The sequence below is a fragment of the Alkalimonas sp. NCh-2 genome (assembly GCF_039631345.1).
In the GTDB taxonomy this organism is placed as follows: domain Bacteria; phylum Pseudomonadota; class Gammaproteobacteria; order Enterobacterales; family Alteromonadaceae; genus Alkalimonas; species Alkalimonas mucilaginosa.
Genome location: NZ_JBDIUV010000001.1, coordinates 232,085 through 248,770 on the forward strand (window position 1 = coordinate 232,085; position 16,686 = coordinate 248,770).

The window sequence follows — 16,686 nt, forward strand, 5'->3', positions numbered from 1 at the left end:
CTTAAGACTCCCGCAATTCCCGGCGTAAAATTTTACCCACATTGGTTTTAGGCAGCTCATCGCGAAACTCAACCTGTTTCGGTACTTTGTAGCCAGTCAGATGCTGCTTGCAGTGAGCAATGAGTTCCTCGGCTGTTAATGATGAATCTTTCTTCACCACAAAGAGTTTCACCACTTCACCTGCCGCTTCATTCGGCACTCCAACCGCAGCAACTTCCAGCACTTTATCGTTCATGGCTGCCACTTCTTCAATTTCGTTCGGGAACACATTAAAGCCAGACACCAGGATCATGTCTTTTTTGCGGTCCACGATGTAGAAGAAGCCTTCCTCGTCCATCCGAGCAACGTCGCCAGTATAAAGCCAGCCATCTTTGATGGTTTTATCGGTTTCATCCGGGCGATTGTAGTAGCCCTTCATCACCTGCGGCCCTTGTACGATCATTTCGCCAGGCTCGCCGGCTGCTACGTCCTTGCCTTCTTCATCCACAATACGGATCAGGGTGGATGGTGCCGGCAAACCGATGCTACCGGTAAAACCATCGACATCGTATGGTGTCAGTGTCACCAATGGACAACATTCGGTCAACCCATAGCCTTCCAGCAAGCGGGTTTTCGTTAGCTTTTGCCAACGCTCTGCCACCGGCCGCTGCACGGCCATACCGCCACCCAATGAAATTTTCAGCCGACTAAAATCAATGTCAGTAAAACCTGGTGTGTTCATCAGGCCATTAAACAAGGTATTCACCCCGGTCAAAGCGGTAAAAGAAAAAGCTTTTAGCTCTTTCACAAAAGCAGGCATGTCACGCGGGTTGGTGATCAGTAAATTGGTACCGCCATACTTCATAAACACCAGGAAGTTCGCAGTCAGTGCAAAGATATGATAAAGCGGCAATGCGGTCACCACTTGCTCTTTGCCTTCTTCCAGCACTGGGTCCAGGCAGGCTGAAGCCTGTTCCAGGTTGGCCACCATGTTACGGTGTGTCAGCATAGCCCCTTTGGAAACGCCTGTGGTGCCACCGGTGTACTGTAAAAAGGCCAAGTCACTGCCATCAACATCCGGCATTTGATACTTCAGATGCTGGCCTTTTTCCAATACATCTTTGAACGCAATCACATTGTTTAATTGGTAGGCAGGCACCAGTTTTTTAACGTGCTTGACCACCAAGTTGACAATAGTGCCTTTTACCGTACCAAGCATATCGCCCATCCGGGTCAGGATGACATGCTCTACTTTTACTTTTTTCTGCACAGCAGCCAACGTATGTGCGAAGTTTTCGACAATAATGATGGCTTTCGTTTTAGAGTCATTGAGCTGATGCTCCAACTCGCGTGGTGTGTACAAAGGATTCACATTGACCACGGTACAACCAGCTCGCAATACACCGGTGATAGCTACCGGGTTCTGCAGCAAGTTTGGCATCATGATCGCCACGGCATCGCCTTTGCCAAGCCCCAGCTCTTTTTGCAAATAAGCCGCAAAAGCTTTACTCAACTTATCCAACTCACGGTAAGTGATGCTTTTGCCCATATTAATAAAGGCCGTATGGTCCGGAAATTTATTAATGCTCTGCTCAATAATATCCAGCAAGGAATGATAATGATCGGCATTGATTTCTGCAGGTACGCCGGCTGGGTAACGTTTTAACCAAACTTGCTCCACCGTCCTCTCCTTAAAAATTCTTGTCTTAATAATGTTTTATTCTGTTTTATTATGGCTTGCTCTGGCTGTCAATGCAGCAACACCCATTCAGAGTTTTTACTCTAGCCAATTATCTTCCCACAAAAGTGGTCAGGCCACAATCCGCTTGCTGTTATCTTACCTCAGGATGCGGCAGATAAAAATTGCTGAATACTGGCGGCAACCTGCCTGGCTGCAGTCATATGGCAATGATGGCCACCTGGAACACTATCTACGGTAAGCTGCTGGTAATGATGCTGCCATGCTTCAGTCTGCTTGTTAAACATACCATCTTGCGCCAGAACTGCCAGTACCGGGCACGCTACTGCCGCGATTAAATTGCGGGCCTGCGACGGGCTTAACCGATACACCGACTGTTGCTTTAGTCGCATATCTGCCCGCCAACGAAAACCATCGGCTTGCTGCACGGTACCACGCTCAGCCAGCAGCAGAGCTTCGCTCAGTGAAAAGTCACTTTGTTTTTGCCGGGCTTCTGCTGCAGCCTTGAGACTTGGGTAGCAAGGGCTTCGTCCTGAGCGTGGCTTTAAACGTGATTCGATGCCAGCACGCAATTGCCGGGCTGCGGTTGCTTCGTCCGCTACCACAAAACCCAGGCTGTCTATAAGCACAAGCCGAGCGACTAACTCCGGAAAACTGGCAGCAAGGGCTGTTGCCACCATAGCGCCCATCGAATGCCCGATGATGGTCAGTTTCTGCCATTGCTGCTGTCGACAAAGAACAACCAAGTCCTGCACCCAGTCAAAAAAATAATAGGCTGCATCCGGGCTGCGGTGTGATGAATGACCATGGCCGGGAAACTCCAGTGCCAATAATGGCAACTGAGGCAAATGATGTGCCAGTGGCACAAAGCTGGCGGCATTATCCAGCCAGCCATGCAAACAGAGTATCGGCTGGACAGACAGCGTTTCACTGCTACTAAGCGCAGCCAACTCAAGGTTATTCAGCAAGAACTTATGGCTGTACTGCATAAGGAGGGGGCGAAGCATACTCTGGTTTGATAAATTTTAATGTCATACGGTCACTTTCACCAATGGCCAAAAAACGCTCGCGATCTTCAGAGCCTGATGCTAGGGTGGGCGGTAAGCTGTAGACACCACGAGGATGATCACGGCTATCCAGCGGATTGGCATTGATTTCACTGCGATCCAGCAGCTCAAAGCCGGCAACTTCAGCGACCATAATAATGTAGGCCTCATCCAGGTAGCCTTCACCGGCAAAGCTGCTAATATCGGATATCCGGCTGGCCCGGTGCTCCACCATGCCAAGGATACCACCTGGTTTCAACACCCGGAAAAACTCCTGCAGACTCTGCAACAAGGTACCGTTCTGATCCCAGATATGCGCATTGCGAAAACTCAGTACCCTGTCGTACTGTCCTTCTTGCCCAAGTTGCAGCAGTTCCGGCGGATCAAACGCCAGTTGCTTCACGGCCCCAAAATGTTCTGGCTGTTGCTGGATGCGATCGGACAACTGGCGACTGATACGAGCCCAGAAGCGTTGCCGTTCGTTATCCGCATCTAATTGCAACTGGCGGTGATGCGCGATGGTCAATTGCCCCTGCTCTTTTAAATAAGGCGCCAGGATCTCGGTATACCAACCACGAGCAGGCCAAATTTCCAACACCTGATGCTGTGGCTCAACATCAAAAAAAAGCAGCGTGTCCACTGGGTTACGGTGAGGGTTTCGGGCTTTGTGTTCATCAGAGCGAAGCGGATGCTCAGCATAGTAGCGAAGTTGCTCGTAGAAAGATTGTTGCTCTGCCGCTATTTCAGCCTTAAGTGGCAGCAGGAAGCAGGCACAACAAAGCAGGCACGCTTGAATTATTTTTGTTGGTAGCGTCATACAAACCTCATCGACTTGCATTCAAATCAAATGGTGATTACAAACTCTTACAAATCATCTGAGTACAGCATGCCATGAAAGTTCAGGCTGTCCAACTTTTATACAGCACATCACTGCATTTTTTCTGACTATCGCAACAAAAGTGGGGTTTAGCCGATGTTTTTGTCGAATAGCCCACAATTCTGTACACTGAACACATTGTGTCTTCTGACAGGAATCATTATGTATCGCTTCACCCTTCCGCTCGCGGCCATCGCCTTACTGAGTGCCTGCGCCCAAACCCCAGCCCCAACGCCTTCAGAGCAGGCAGCGCCCAACAATATTATTTTTATGATTGGTGATGGCATGGGTGCCAATTATCTAACCGCCTACCGCTATTTTCTGGCCGAAGGCAAACAGCAACAAATCAAGCCCACCATTTACGATGAGCTCTGGACCGGCATCTCCAGCACCTGGCCAGACGATCAAACCCTGGTCACCGATTCCGCTGCCAGTGCCACGGCGCTGGCAACAGGGGTGAAAACTTTTAATGGGGCTATCTCGGTCGATCAACAGCATCTGCCGATTGGTACTCTGATGCAACAAGCAAAACGCCTGGGTAAAGCCAACGGCATTGTTGCCAGCTCGCAGGTCAACCATGCCACCCCAGCGGCGTTTTTAGCCCACAACCCAAGCCGGCGTAATATGGATGCCATTGCCGATCAGTTCTTTGATATTCGTATTGAGGGCCAATTGGTGCCGGATGTGATGCTTGGTGGCGGTTTGACGCACTTTATCCGCGATGATCGCAATCTGGTGGCTGAGTTTCAGGCCGAAGGCTACCAGTACGCCGACAGTTGGCAGCAGTTGACACAGCTGTCGCAAGCACCCGCGCTGGCATTGCTGGCCGATGGTGGTCTACCTTCGGTGTTAAACCAGGAGATGGAAGCACCCTTGCAGGTAATGACCGAAAAAGCATTGGAGCTGTTATCAGGCCAGCCACAAGGCTTTGTGCTGATGGTCGAAGGCAGCCAAATCGACTGGTGCGGCCATGCCAATGACATTGCCTGTGCCATGGCCGAAATGCACGATTTTGCACTTGCCATCCAATCGGCCAAGGCCTTTGTTGATGCCAACCCCGATACCTTATTGATTATCACCGCCGATCATGAAACCGGCGGCCTGGCGCTGGCAGCCGATGGCATTTACGAATGGCGCGCCGATTTAATTTATGGTGTGCAGTACACAGTTCGGGAAATTACCGAACGCCTGATGGCGTTGGAGCCGGCTAAACTGGCCGATCAATGGCGGCATTGGACCGGCTTGCGACTTACTGACGAGCAACTGACTGCCGTACTTGCAGCGCAACACGATCAACCCAAGCTGTACAGCCTTTTAAATGGCTACATTAATCAGGCTACCCGTACCGGCTGGACCACCTCAGGCCACACCGCCGCTGATGTACCTGTGATGGCTTATGGCGCCGGCGCAGAGCAGTTCACCGGCTTTATGGACAACATTGATATTGCCAAACGCATCATGAGCTTTATTCAGCAATCGGCCAAATAACCGGTTAACGCGCCGCCAGCAGCTGGCGGCGCAGCGCTGGTGCACTGGTATCCGGGTGCAGCCAGATATCAAAAAACAAGGGGCCAAACTCGGTATCCGTCACACTGCCTATCGCTTCGCCGTTTAAGAAAAAATCCACCGTCATATCCGGTTGCAACAAAGCGGCCAAACGATCGCCCCGTCCGACATCCTGCCAGATGCCTTTCAGCTGATTGGCCCAGTCCTGCTGCTGCGCTGTGCTGCTGTGGCCCAGATGCTGCCACTGATCCACCGTCGCATCAATAAACTGGTCACGGCTGATGTTGCGTTTGTAGGTCAGCTCCAGCAGCACCGGTGCATTGTTATGATAGCCATCGAAACTACCATCACTGGTTTTAAGGCGGGCATCGTACAGTTGCCAGAACAGATAGCGAAAACTGCCCTCGCCAACCAGTTGCAAATCCGGCATGGCGGCAGCCGGCCACAGCCACGCCAGCAGAACAACACTAAGCAAGTTTTTGCGCATGCAATCGCTCCTTATTTAATGAACCGTAATAAGCGGCCAGCCCTGCCCAAATCAGTACCAGGCAAGCCCAGGAAACCCAGCCCAACGGCATCAGCAACTGACCACCACTTAGTACAGCTCCCCCCAGATAAGAAAGGGGCCCACCAATAGCTCCAAGGATGGGTGCCAGACAAAGGGGTTTGAGCAAGGCAGCAAAGGCTTCCACTACCGCCAGCGCAAACAAACACCAGAGTAACAAAAACCAGGCCGGCAACCAGATGGTAGTAGTAAACTGCAACACCCCGGTAAACACCAAGACGCTGTCGATAGCTATCCCTAACAACGCCAGTTGCAACACCAGGATCTGCCTGGGTCTCGGCAAGCGCCACCAGGCCCACAGCAGGTAGATGGCCACCGGCAGCATCGCCAGATGCTGAAAATACACCAGTGCCAACCAACCAAGTTCAAAACCAATCACGGCGCGCCAGTTCATGGTTTCATTCCCCCGGCTACCCTGATCCGCAGCGGGTAAGGCAGCAACCGTAGCAAATTCAGCGACCAGACCAGGCGTTTAGGAAAACGAATGCGAGGCTTGCCCTTGCTCAGCCCTGTCAGCATCCGCTGGCTGGCATCGTCGACACTGAGTAAGAACGGCATGGCAAAGTCATTTTTCTGCGTCAGTGGCGTATCGACAAAGCCAGGCTCTATCAGAGTCACCGCCACCCCCTTATCGGCCCAATCTACCCGAAGACTATCGGCAAAATAACTGACGGCAGCCTTGCTGGCCCCATAAGCTTCGGCCCGGGTAAAAGGAAAGTAGTGCGCCAGGCTGCTGACCAATGCCAGCCGCCCTTGCTTCGACTGCTGCAACAAGGGCAGCAAGGCGGCGCTTAACCGGACAATGGCAAAGAAATTAATGGCGAAGGTTTGCTCAAAGTCTGGCAGTTGCAAATCCCCTGCATCGACATAAATGCAGGTCCCGGCATTTAAAACCGCCAAATCAAGCGGCTGGCCGGATTCGGCGATGCCCTGACAAAGCGCAGCAATATCTTCGGCCCGGGTCAGATCGGCCACCACCGGACGGATGCCGTCATGCTGAGCAGCCAGGGCTTCCAGCGCATCGGTTGAGCGGGCGACGGCCAGCACCTGCCAGCCGGCCCGGGCGTAGTCCAGGGCGAGCTGGCGGCCAATGCCAGAGCTGGCACCAGTAATTAAACAACAAGGCATGATCAATCCAGTAGAAGGCAATACGACATTCTACGACTGGGAGCAGCAGGAAGATCAGCTGGATTGATACGGAAAGTTAAGCGTACAGGTCAATGCCCAGCATGGATTGCAGTTCAGAGCGTTGCTGCTGGTTGGCAATGTCCTGGTAAAGTGCGGTTTTTTGCGATGCCTGAGCCCCTGCAGGCATGGCATTTTTCCGGCTACGGTTTTGCTCCAGTGCATCCAGTGCTTTTTCAGAGCGGCGGATGCCCTGCCCTTGCGGTAGTTCCGAGTTAACAGCTGGCTGTTCCGGCCGAGCAGGACGTGGCGTGGTCTCCCGAAAGATCCCGGCAACGCCTGTGGCAGCAAGATTATTTTCCAGACTAAAACTCAAGGCAGTAGCTCAGCAAAAAATAAATGATTGGCTGAAGTATAACCAGTGTCGGCGGCAGTGCCAAGTAACCAGAAAGAGCACTAACGCCCTGGCAGCTTTTGCCAGCTAACAGTATCCCGCACATAGCTCGGCTCAGCCTGCTCGGCTGTCACAAAGTGACCGGCATCCCACGCCTGCCGGGCCAGCGGCAGCATATCCTGCGCCGATGGGTACAAAATATCGCTGCTTTGCGCTGCTTGCCATTGCTGCAACACTTCAGCATAAGTCTGCCAGCCGGTGCCCACAGCAGTAAAATCTTCACCGGAATCAAGCGGGGCCAATTGATCCGGTTTAACCGCTTGCTCCTGGCCTTGCAGCTGCATCAAGCCATTGGCATCCAACTGATAGCGGCCAAAATAGATTTCGGCCATACGGGCATCAATGGCTGCCAGCACCTGGCTGGCCTGTAACTGCCGGTAAGCGGCCTGCGCCATGGCTGCCAGGGTCGAGACACCATAGACCGGTAAGTCAGCACCAAAAGCCAGCCCTTGCGCCACCCCAACACCAATCCGTACACCGGTAAAGCTGCCAGGGCCTTTGCCAAACACCAGGCCATCGAGTTGAGTTAAACTAAGGCCACTGTCGGTCAGCAGTTGCTGCACCATTGGCAGCACCCGCTTGCTGTGCTGCTGCGGGCAGACTTCATCCAGCGTAAGCAGCTCACTGCCATCAAGCAGAGCCACAGAGCACGCTTCGGTTGAGGTATCCAGGGCCAGTAATTTCACGCCATACTCCAGGGGTCACAGCCAAAAAGACAGCGGATTTTACCTTGGCTGGCAGCAAAATACCATGAGAGCACCTTAGAAGCTGCGATTGAACTGCATACCAATCAACAGCGCCTTATTGCGGTAGTTGGCCTGAAAACGGCTTTGGTACAACGGCTGGTCCTGCACATTGTACTCAAACTCATCGACCGAAACGCCGGGCATCCACATATGGCCAATAGCGACATCCAGGCTGCTTTTGGCAGAAAAACGCCAGTTGGCGCCAAGAGTCAGCCAGGTTCTGTCATCGGTTGGGATCCGCGCTGTTTTGCGCTCGGGCCGGATCGGGTTCTGATCAAAGGCCAGGCCGGTTTTGAGCAGCAAGTTCGGCTGTGCCTGAAAGCTAAGCCCAACTGCAGCGGACCAGCTGTTTTGCCATTTTTGCGGAATATAACCAATATAGCCTGGCGCATTGAGGTTTTGTGGCAACTCTGTGCTCAGCGATAAGCTCGGGCTTTGGTCGGCGCTGATGATATCAATGCTCTGAAAGCGGCTCCACTCAGTCCAGGCCAGGCTAAACTGCAGCGATAGCAGTTCAGTCAACTGTTGATCCAGGCTAAAAGCAACACTGGCTGGCGTGGTTAAATCCAGTTGGCTGGCTTCGGTCAGCTGTGGCATGGCGGCCAGTTTGCCGGTAGTTAAATCAATGGCCGGTAGCTGTGGGGCGATCACCAGATAGCCAGGGTGCCCTTGCACATTGGCACCTGTGATCGGAGTATTGCTGATCACCGAATCACCGGTCAGGGTAAAACGAATGGCCGATTGGTACATCAGGGCCAATCGGGTGCCCTGCCAGGGCTCACCATGCAGGCCTAAGCTAAAACCAGGCGCCAGATCGTCTCCTTTTACCTCATAGTGACTGTGGCAATACGCATCGTTGTAGACCGGCGCGCCAAAAAGCGTATTGGTTGCGGCTTCCCCTAACTCGCACAGGCCACTGTGATCTTTGTATTTGGATAAGACGCCGCTCACCCGGTTCAGCGAAACACCAGCGCCCACCGACCAGTTAGTGGTCAATTGGTAACCCAGCGAGACTTGAGCGCTCACCACCTGCACGCCGGTTTCAGTGGCAAAATAACGGCCGACAAAATCATCGTCGTACTCGGCACCGATGCCAAAAGGCACATAAAGACCAAGCCCATAGCTCAGCCGCTCGTTAAGATGGTTGCTGTAAAACAAAAATGGGATCACGGAACGCAGCTTGTTGTTGCCATCGCTGCGCCCGGCCACCGGCTGGCCATTGGCACTGAAAGCTTGCGCATCCGAGTAACGGCTGCTGGCACCAACAAAGCTGATGCCACCGGCAAAGTGAGCGCCTTGCAACCGGGTTAAGGCCGCCGGGTTGGAGTACACCAGGCTGGCATCGGTGACTTGGGCACCGCGGCCGGCATAGGCCGTGCCCATGCTGCTGACCGATTGCTCATACAACTTATAACCTTCAGCCTGCAGCGAACCACACAGCAGCGCACTGACCACAGCCAGGGAAAACGGGGACTTTTTCAACATAGATACAGCCTTGTCGACAGCAAAAGGCTGGCAGTATAAAGAGGTCAGACCTTAGAGTACAGGCTCTACATCAGAGAAAATAGCCCGTTAGTCGTCTTTGCTGGCGCTGGCTTTGTCGGCAATAAACTGCAAGGTCCGTGTCAGATCGCGGCTTCGCTGCATCGGCGGCAGGCTTTTTAAAAACACCTCACCGTAAGGCCGGGTCACCAGCCGGTTGTCGCAAATCACCAGCACGCCGCGATCGGTCACATCACGGATCAAACGCCCTACGCCCTGTTTTAAGCTGATCACCGCCTGCGGCAGTTGCACGGCAGCAAAAGGATCCACGCCCTGCTTGCTGCTGGCTTCCATCCGGGCCTGCAACAAAGGATCGTCCGGACTGGCGAAGGGCAGTTTGTCGATAATCACCAGACTCAGCGCATCACCACGCACATCCACCCCTTCCCAAAAGCTACTGGTACCAAGCAGCACCGCATCGTCCAGCTGCACAAACTTATCCAGCAGCACCCGCTTGCTGGTTTGGCCCTGCACCAGCACCGGCTGGCGAATCTGCTCTGGCAGTACCTCGGCCATCCACTTCAGCATGCGGTGACTGGTAAAGAGCATAAAACAGCGGCCCTGATTGGCCTCAATCAGCGGTATGGCGGTGTTCAATAAGGCTTGCTGCATCGCCTGATGCTGATGCGGCTCCGGCAAATAGCGCGGCACACAAAGCAGTGCCTGCTGCTGGTAATCAAAGGGACTGTCCAGCAGCAGAGTATCGGCCTGCTCCAGCCCCATTTGCTGCTGATAATGGGCAAAACCGCCATCAACCGAGAGCGTAGCCGAGGTAAAAACCCAGCTTTTTTGGCCGGCAAACACCACCTCGCGAAATTTTTCCGCAATGCTCAGCGGCGTCAGGTGCAAGGTCAGATGCAGGCGGCTGGTGTCGTACCAAAGACTGACATCCGGCTTGCTGGTGTCGTTCAGCTTTTGCAGGCGATTGCGGTTTTGCGCCAACCGCTCAAAGCAGTGATCGACGGCGTCACTGCGCCCCAGGCTTTCCTTCAGTACCTGATACAGCAACTCCATACTCTCGGTTAAACGCTGCATCATGCTTTGCATCTGCGGTTGCAGACTGCGCTCACGCCAATTGCCCCGTTCGGGCTCTACCGGGAACTGCAAGCGCCAGTCTTTCACTTGCTGCGCAACTTTGTCGGTGATTTTGCGCAGCTGAGGATGATCGCGCAGCTCGGTTTTGCAGGCCAGATCCAGGTCGCGACACAGTTCCAGCAACTGCCGGCTGGAGACATGCTCGCCAAAGTAATCGCAGGCTAAATCCGGCAACTGATGCGCTTCATCGAATACAAACACGTCCATTTGCGGTAGCAGCTCACCAAAGCCGGTGTCTTTAATCGCCAAGTCAGCAAAAAACAAATGGTGATTGACCACCACCAGATCGGCGGCCTGGGCCTTTTTCCGGGCTTTCAGTAAATGGCAGTCTTCGTACACCGGGCAATCTTTACCGAGGCAGTTATCGGTGGTGCTGGTGACATAGGGCAATGCTTTGGAGTCTTCAGCAATATAGGTCAGCTCACCGATATCGCCGGTTTGGGTTTCCGCTGCCCACTTGTTGATTAAAGTTAAATCCTGCATCAGCTGCGGCTCGGCCACCGGCACATGGGCTACATGCTGCTCCAACCGGAACAGGCACAGATAATTGGCGCGGCCTTTTAACAAGGCCAACTGCAAAGGGCTGGCCAAAGCGGCGGTCATGCTGGGTAAATCGCGATGAAACAGTTGTTCCTGCAGATTCTTGGTACCGGTCGAGATCAGCACTTTCTGGCCGGATAACAGCGCCGGCACCAGATAGGCAAAGGTCTTGCCGGTACCAGTACCGGCTTCGGCCAACAATACGCTTTGCTTTTCAATGGCATGGGCGATGCGATCGGCCAGCTGCAACTGCGCATCGCGGGCGCGAAAGCCTGGGATCTGGCGGGCTAAAGGCCCTGCTGGACGAAATGCTGCTGCCACCTCTGCGCGAATGGATGCCATGCCTGCCTTAACCAAGGTAAAGATAATTTTGTGGCGCTATGGTAGCAGAAAAGGCTTAGATATAGATATCGACATGGCCGTCTTGATCGACGGTTTGTTGCTCTTCCGGCGTGGTTTCCGGTGCTTCGGGCAAGCTACTGGCCTGGCGTTTTTTCCCGCCATAGCGTTCATCGCGCTGATCACGTTCTTTTTTCAGTGGAGTTAACCGGGCCTCTTTGAACACAGGCGGGACCACCCTGGGTTCCTGCTCGACAGGGGTGCCCGGGGTGCGCTGCAAAAATGGAATAATGACATCCATTGCCCGCCTCCGTTGATAGGATCGTTACAAGCTTAGCTTGTTATCGGCAACAAAGCAGAAAACTTAAGCAACAGCTTTGGCAACAGCCTTCAATCAACTGTTGCTTAGGTTAAGACAGAACAAACAAGCCATTGGTTCCAGCGCGTCAGAGACCAAACGGATTGTCGATGCTGTGCGCCGGCTCGGTAAACCAGACCGGGCCATGTTCGGCCATGTAGAAGTGATCTTCCAGCCGCACACCAAACTCACCGGGCAGCACCAGCATGGGTTCATTGCTAAAGCACATGCCGGTTGCCAGTGGCGTGCTATTGCCTTCAACCAGATAGGGCCATTCATGAATATCCAGCCCAATGCCATGACCGGTGCGATGCGGCAAGCCTGGCAGCTGATAATCGGGGCCATAGCCCTGCTGCTGCAAGTAGGCTCTGGCAGCCCGGTCGACCTGCTGGCAAGCCGCTCCCGGCGTGGCAGCGGCAAAAGCGGCCAGTTGGGCATTTTTTTCATGCTGCCAAACCGCGCGCTGTTTGGCCGTGGCTTCCCCAAAGACATAACTGCGGGTAATATCCGACAGATAGCCATGCAAACGGCAACCGGTGTCAATCAGCACCATATCCCCCACTTCCAGTGTTTTTGGATGGGCCACGCCATGAGGAAATGCCGTATCGCTACCAAACAACACAATGCAAAAGTACGAGCCCGATGCCCCGACTTTGCGATGGGCCTGATCGATAAAACGCTCGACTTCTGCCGTGCTGATACCAGGATAAAGCATGCTGGCGGTGGCCTGATGCACCGCCAGCGTCATATCCATCGCCCGCTGTATTAGCGCTAGCTCTGCAGCCGATTTTTGCATCCGACAGCCAGCAGTCACCACTTTGGCATTGCTCAGCTGAAAGCTGGCCGCCACCTGACGAATACCATCAGCAATAAAAAACTGCGCGCTTTCATCAATCGCCAGCCGGGCCTGCTCGCCGGCCAAAGCCATGATGGCATCGGCACAGAGCTGGTAAGGATTTTCGTGTTCCTGCCAGCTTAGGATCTCGCCTGCAAGCTGCATCCTGGGCTTGATGCTGCCAATCTCAAAATGCGGCAGTACATAAAGCAAACGGCCATCACGCAGCAGCAAGGCGGCCACCAGCCGCTCACTGGCGTACCAGTCAACGCCGGTAAAATAACGCAGGTTGGTACCGGCGTTTAGCAACACCGCATCCAGCTGATGCTGCTGCATCAGGCTCAGGGCTTTATCCAGCCGTTGTTGATACTCTTTCACTTCGATAGGTGCCACCGAGGCCGCCATATCATGTAAAGTATTCAAAGCTTCTTCTTTACTTGTTCCACCGATGCCGTTTGCCATAGTGACTCCTGTTCTTTTCCTTGAAGCGGTAAGGAAAATACCACTCCATGTTATTGCTGCTTAACCAGCTCAATAATTTCACTGGCTGCTCCCAAAATGTGCTGTCGCAGCCAAATGCAAGCTTGCTCGACATTCTTTTGCCTGCATAGCGTTAACAATGTTAAGTGCTCTGGATCTGATTTAGTGACGCCACCAGCCAGCAATAGATGCAACCTGATGTACCGATCCGTGTTTTTATTCAGGTTCTGGACAATTTCAAACATCATTGGCCGCTCAGCTGCCAGGTACAAACTTAAATGAAAGCGGCTATTCAGCTCACTCCAACTCCCTGAAGTATCTACCATCTGATAGGCTAGTGTCATTTGCTGTAAAATATGCTCACTTTCTGCCAATGCTGTTTCAGTCAGCTTTGGTATTGCTAATCGCAGTAACTCCGTTTCCAGCAAAGCCCGTAGTTCAAACAACTCCATAACCTGCGTTGAAGAAAGCTCGGTTACTGTTGCTCCTCTGTGAGGCTCAAAAACAACCAAACCTTCAGCTTCGAGTTGAAGTAGAGCCTCGCGGATTGGGATACGACTTACATTTAAATCTTCAGCCAGTGCAGCCTGCCTAAGCGGTTCTCCAGCTTTAATTTTCCCGCTTAAAATTCTGTTGCGGATTTCCTCTAATACAACCTGGGTACGGGTTTTGTACTCTAAGGCCATATCATCCTCATCTGCTGTTAGCCAGGTTTAACTGTTGGTATTAATAACTACCGCAACATTAGTGTACCCGGTTCCAATCCGGCGTGGCAGCACCTTGCAGGTGCCGGATAAAGAAATCAAACTGACGGCGCTGCACATAGCGAATCGGGCCACTGGAGCGCCCGACACTGTGCTCCCCACCCGGTACAATCAGCAAATCAAAGTCTTTATCCGCCCGGATCAGGGCATCCACCAGTTGCATGGTCGAGGCCGGATCTACATTGCTGTCCTGCTCGCCGTTGATAATCAACAGCTGCCCTTGCAGCAAATGCGCCTGCTCCACCACCGATGAAGCGGCATACTGGGGCCCCACCGGATAACCTAACCATTGCTCATTCCAGCTGATTTTATCCATCCGGTTATCGTAACAACCGGCATAGGCCACGCCGACCCGGTAAAAATCCGGATGAAACAGCAAAGCAGCGACCGTGCTCTGACCGCCAGCTGAAGCGCCGTAAATGCCAATGCCACCCTCGATGCTGTACCAGGGAAAACTATCTGCTGCCGCCTGATGCCACAGGATGCGATCGGGAAAGCCTGAGTCCGCCAGGTCTTGCCAGGCCACATCGTGGAAAGCCTTGGAGCGATTGGCGGTGCCCATACCATCGATTTGCACCACAATAAAACCCAGATCCGCCAGCGCCTGCATGCCAATCACTTTATCGCCACCGGCATGAAAGCCAAAAGGCCAGAAGCTCTTGGGCACAAAGCTGTCGTGTGGGCCGGCGTAGATATTTTCAATCACCGGGTAACGTTTTTCCGGGTCAAAATTTTGCGGTTTGACGATTAAGCCCCAGATATCGGTTGCACCATCCCGTCCTTTGGCGACAAACGGCTGTGGTGGCCGAAAGCCAGCAGCGGTCAACCGGCTGATATCTGCCTGAGCCAGAGTACGGATTAAAGCCCCATCACTGCTTTGGCGCAGCTCTGTCACATAGGGCAAATCCACCCGCGAGTAGCGCACAATAAAGTGCTGGCGATCCGGCGACAACACGACTTCATGATGGGCATTGCGCTCTGTTAGTGCAGTCAGATTGCCGCCAGCCAAATCGACCCGAAATAGCTGCTCATAGTACGGGTCCTGCTCTGGATAATAGCCGCTGGCGGTAAACCAGACATGGCCAGCATTTTCATCAATCGCCAGCACCTGACGCACCCGCCAGTTGCCACTGGTCAGTTGCTGAAGCTTCTTGCCACTCCTGTCCGTACGGTACAAATGTGCCCAGCCATCGCGCTCCGATAACCAGACCACACCTTGCACCCCCTGCTGTAAGGGCTGATGAAAAGCCGCCCATAAATTAACAAAGGTGGGGCTATCTTCCGTGACCAAAGCAGTGGCTTTCGCGGTTGCCGCGTCGACGTGGATAATCCGCATCCGCTGGTGACCGCGCTCGGTGTAGCGAAAGGTAAAAGCACTGCTATCCTGCTGCCAGACCAACTGGTCAATCCGGTAGGGGTTGGCAAAGAGTGCATTTTCAATCGGCGTTACGGTTTTTGCTTGCAGCTTTATCAACACCGGCTGATCAATATCCACTGCATCACCGGGCTTAGGGTAGAGCTGCTGAATGACCTTGGGCTCCAGTTGATCCTCAGGTGCCGCCAATACCCGGGTGACATAGCGGGCTGTACCAGGCTGCACCCTGACCAGCAGCAGCGCCGAACTGTCCGGCGCCCAGCGGATCGACTGTGGATCGTAAAAGTTGCTGCCATTGCCATCGTCAGTCTTTAGCAGCAAACGCCCCTGCTGATCCAACAACAACAGATTATGCCCCCGCACCAGCGCCTGATAACGGCCATCCGGCGACCATAGCGGGCTGGCATCGACATCCTGATTTAAATCCCGCACGACGCCAAAAGCACTGCCTTGTCGTGGTTCTGTGATATCCCGACAATCAGGCGTTTGCAACTGACATTGCCAGCGGGCGTTGTTCAGGTAAAAGGTGATAGCCTCCATCTGCTCGGTGAACTGGAACTGCTCAAAAGGCAACACCTCTGCCTGGTAGCTGTGTCCGGTTGCTGCCGATATACCACTGGCCACCTTATCATGATCAAAAGCCAGTTGCGGTGCTGAGCCAGTCAGCGATTGACGAAAAAAATAGAAGCCCCCCTCGACACTCAGCTTGTAATGAAAAGTATCGCCATCGGATGCCCAAACAGGGGCCAACATTACATCCCTGGTAAGTGGCAACCAGCGCTCACGTAAATCCAGTGCCTGCTCAATACTGCCACGATCAGGTGCCGCTTGAACTGGCAGCGCCATACAAAACAGAGCTGCGCTTAACACACGAGTGAGCATCCTGTTGCTTTGCAAGTGAGCGTCTTTCATTTTCGTTGGTATCTCGTAAAGTGCATTGGCTTAGCAAACAATAAGGAATATTGTATACAAAATCAAACCCAGCAGCCGGAAACAGACGATGACTATACAGCCTGAGCAATTTTTAGACAAAACCAATAAGTTTCACCGCTGATAAAGGGTTGATTTTTCATAACCAGAAAACCAATAAAAAATAAATTGCAATTAAATTAATAATTTAAATGAAGCAGACGCCTACATTGGATTTTAAAAACAACTTGTCAGCAGCCGCACAATACGATAAGTTGTATAGCATCAAAACCAGACAACAAAGAGCAAGCGATGAGCCTGAATCTCATTCACCACCACCATCATCATTACTAAGCCATCCGGCTTTGTCGGAGGGCTGATGTTTGGTTCCTCCGGTGGCAGCTTGCAAAAACCCCGGGAGAGCCCGGGGTTTTTTCTTATTGATTTCGGAG

General features: G+C 53.1%; 15 protein-coding genes. 1 reads left to right on the forward strand and 14 read right to left on the reverse strand.

The features are described 5' to 3' along the window. Position 1: 1 nt before the first annotated feature. The 3 genes from fadD to ABC502_RS01160 form a co-directional block, all read right to left on the reverse strand. Positions 2-1,660, reverse strand: coding sequence for a long-chain-fatty-acid--CoA ligase FadD (gene fadD, locus ABC502_RS01150; RefSeq protein ID WP_330088097.1), 1,659 nt, complete (start codon positions 1,658-1,660; stop codon positions 2-4). A 161-nt stretch (positions 1,661-1,821) separates the two neighbouring features. Then, positions 1,822-2,646: an alpha/beta hydrolase gene (locus tag ABC502_RS01155; protein ID WP_345914631.1), complete on the reverse strand. Its 825-nt coding sequence runs from the start codon at positions 2,644-2,646 to the stop codon at positions 1,822-1,824. 4 nt (positions 2,647-2,650) lie between these two features. Beyond that, positions 2,651-3,541 carry a methyltransferase gene (locus ABC502_RS01160; protein WP_345914632.1) on the reverse strand — a complete coding sequence of 297 codons (891 nt, stop codon included), beginning with the start codon at positions 3,539-3,541 and terminating at the stop codon, positions 2,651-2,653. Positions 3,542-3,763: 222 nt separating this feature from the next. On the opposite strand from ABC502_RS01160, the gene ABC502_RS01165 reads away from it, so the two are divergent. Continuing rightward, positions 3,764-5,089 carry an alkaline phosphatase gene (locus tag ABC502_RS01165; protein ID WP_345914633.1) on the forward strand — a complete coding sequence of 442 codons (1,326 nt, stop codon included), beginning with the start codon at positions 3,764-3,766 and terminating at the stop codon, positions 5,087-5,089. A gap of 4 nt (positions 5,090-5,093) precedes the next feature. On the opposite strand, the gene ABC502_RS01170 is transcribed toward ABC502_RS01165, so the two are convergent. The 11 genes from ABC502_RS01170 to ABC502_RS01220 form a co-directional block, all read right to left on the reverse strand. Then, entirely contained in the window at positions 5,094-5,594 is a 501-nt protein-coding gene (locus tag ABC502_RS01170; protein ID WP_330088093.1) for a chalcone isomerase family protein, read from the reverse strand. Continuing rightward, positions 5,575-6,066 (reverse strand): DUF2878 family protein, encoded by a 492-nt coding sequence (locus ABC502_RS01175; RefSeq protein WP_345914634.1) that lies wholly within the window; start codon positions 6,064-6,066, stop codon positions 5,575-5,577. The genes ABC502_RS01170 and ABC502_RS01175 overlap by 20 nt, the downstream gene beginning before the upstream one ends. Further along, positions 6,063-6,800, reverse strand: coding sequence for an SDR family NAD(P)-dependent oxidoreductase (locus tag ABC502_RS01180; protein WP_345914635.1), 738 nt, complete (start codon positions 6,798-6,800; stop codon positions 6,063-6,065). The genes ABC502_RS01175 and ABC502_RS01180 overlap by 4 nt, the downstream gene beginning before the upstream one ends. 76 nt (positions 6,801-6,876) lie before the next feature. Next, complete coding sequence (locus ABC502_RS01185) at positions 6,877-7,173, reverse strand: hypothetical protein (RefSeq protein ID WP_345914636.1); 297 nt, start codon at positions 7,171-7,173, stop codon at positions 6,877-6,879. An 80-nt stretch (positions 7,174-7,253) separates the two neighbouring features. After that, positions 7,254-7,937, reverse strand: coding sequence for a tRNA (adenosine(37)-N6)-threonylcarbamoyltransferase complex dimerization subunit type 1 TsaB (tsaB, locus tag ABC502_RS01190; protein ID WP_345914637.1), 684 nt, complete (start codon positions 7,935-7,937; stop codon positions 7,254-7,256). A gap of 75 nt (positions 7,938-8,012) precedes the next feature. Beyond that, positions 8,013-9,482, reverse strand: a complete 1,470-nt coding sequence (locus ABC502_RS01195; RefSeq protein WP_345914638.1) for an outer membrane protein transport protein — start codon at positions 9,480-9,482, stop codon at positions 8,013-8,015. An 87-nt stretch (positions 9,483-9,569) separates the two neighbouring features. Beyond that, positions 9,570-11,516 (reverse strand): ATP-dependent DNA helicase, encoded by a 1,947-nt coding sequence (locus ABC502_RS01200; RefSeq protein ID WP_345914639.1) that lies wholly within the window; start codon positions 11,514-11,516, stop codon positions 9,570-9,572. Between the two features lie 55 nt (positions 11,517-11,571). Continuing rightward, a complete protein-coding gene (locus tag ABC502_RS01205; protein WP_345914640.1) occupies positions 11,572-11,814 on the reverse strand; it encodes a hypothetical protein in 243 nt (80 codons plus the stop codon). Positions 11,815-11,959: 145 nt separating this feature from the next. Then, positions 11,960-13,168, reverse strand: coding sequence for a Xaa-Pro peptidase family protein (locus ABC502_RS01210; protein ID WP_345914641.1), 1,209 nt, complete (start codon positions 13,166-13,168; stop codon positions 11,960-11,962). 50 nt (positions 13,169-13,218) lie between these two features. Beyond that, complete coding sequence (locus ABC502_RS01215; RefSeq protein ID WP_330088084.1) at positions 13,219-13,872, reverse strand: GntR family transcriptional regulator; 654 nt, start codon at positions 13,870-13,872, stop codon at positions 13,219-13,221. A gap of 58 nt (positions 13,873-13,930) precedes the next feature. Continuing rightward, positions 13,931-16,207: a DPP IV N-terminal domain-containing protein gene (locus ABC502_RS01220; protein WP_330088083.1), complete on the reverse strand. Its 2,277-nt coding sequence runs from the start codon at positions 16,205-16,207 to the stop codon at positions 13,931-13,933. Between the last annotated feature and the right edge of the window lie 479 nt (positions 16,208-16,686).

Bases quoted from the DNA above. Each gene is read 5' to 3' on its own strand.
- ABC502_RS01160 (WP_345914632.1), bottom strand. From the start codon at position 3,541: ATGACGCTACCAACAAAAATAATTCAAGCGTGCCTGCTTTGTTGTGCC.
- ABC502_RS01165 (WP_345914633.1), top strand. From the start codon at position 3,764: ATGTATCGCTTCACCCTTCCGCTCGCGGCCATCGCCTTACTGAGTGCC.
- ABC502_RS01170 (WP_330088093.1), bottom strand. From the start codon at position 5,594: ATGCGCAAAAACTTGCTTAGTGTTGTTCTGCTGGCGTGGCTGTGGCCG.
- ABC502_RS01175 (WP_345914634.1), bottom strand. From the start codon at position 6,066: ATGAACTGGCGCGCCGTGATTGGTTTTGAACTTGGTTGGTTGGCACTG.
- ABC502_RS01180 (WP_345914635.1), bottom strand. From the start codon at position 6,800: ATGCCTTGTTGTTTAATTACTGGTGCCAGCTCTGGCATTGGCCGCCAG.
- ABC502_RS01195 (WP_345914638.1), bottom strand. From the start codon at position 9,482: ATGTTGAAAAAGTCCCCGTTTTCCCTGGCTGTGGTCAGTGCGCTGCTG.
- ABC502_RS01200 (WP_345914639.1), bottom strand. From the start codon at position 11,516: ATGGCATCCATTCGCGCAGAGGTGGCAGCAGCATTTCGTCCAGCAGGG.
- ABC502_RS01205 (WP_345914640.1), bottom strand. From the start codon at position 11,814: ATGGATGTCATTATTCCATTTTTGCAGCGCACCCCGGGCACCCCTGTC.
- ABC502_RS01210 (WP_345914641.1), bottom strand. From the start codon at position 13,168: ATGGCAAACGGCATCGGTGGAACAAGTAAAGAAGAAGCTTTGAATACT.
- ABC502_RS01215 (WP_330088084.1), bottom strand. From the start codon at position 13,872: ATGGCCTTAGAGTACAAAACCCGTACCCAGGTTGTATTAGAGGAAATC.
- ABC502_RS01220 (WP_330088083.1), bottom strand. From the start codon at position 16,207: ATGCTCACTCGTGTGTTAAGCGCAGCTCTGTTTTGTATGGCGCTGCCA.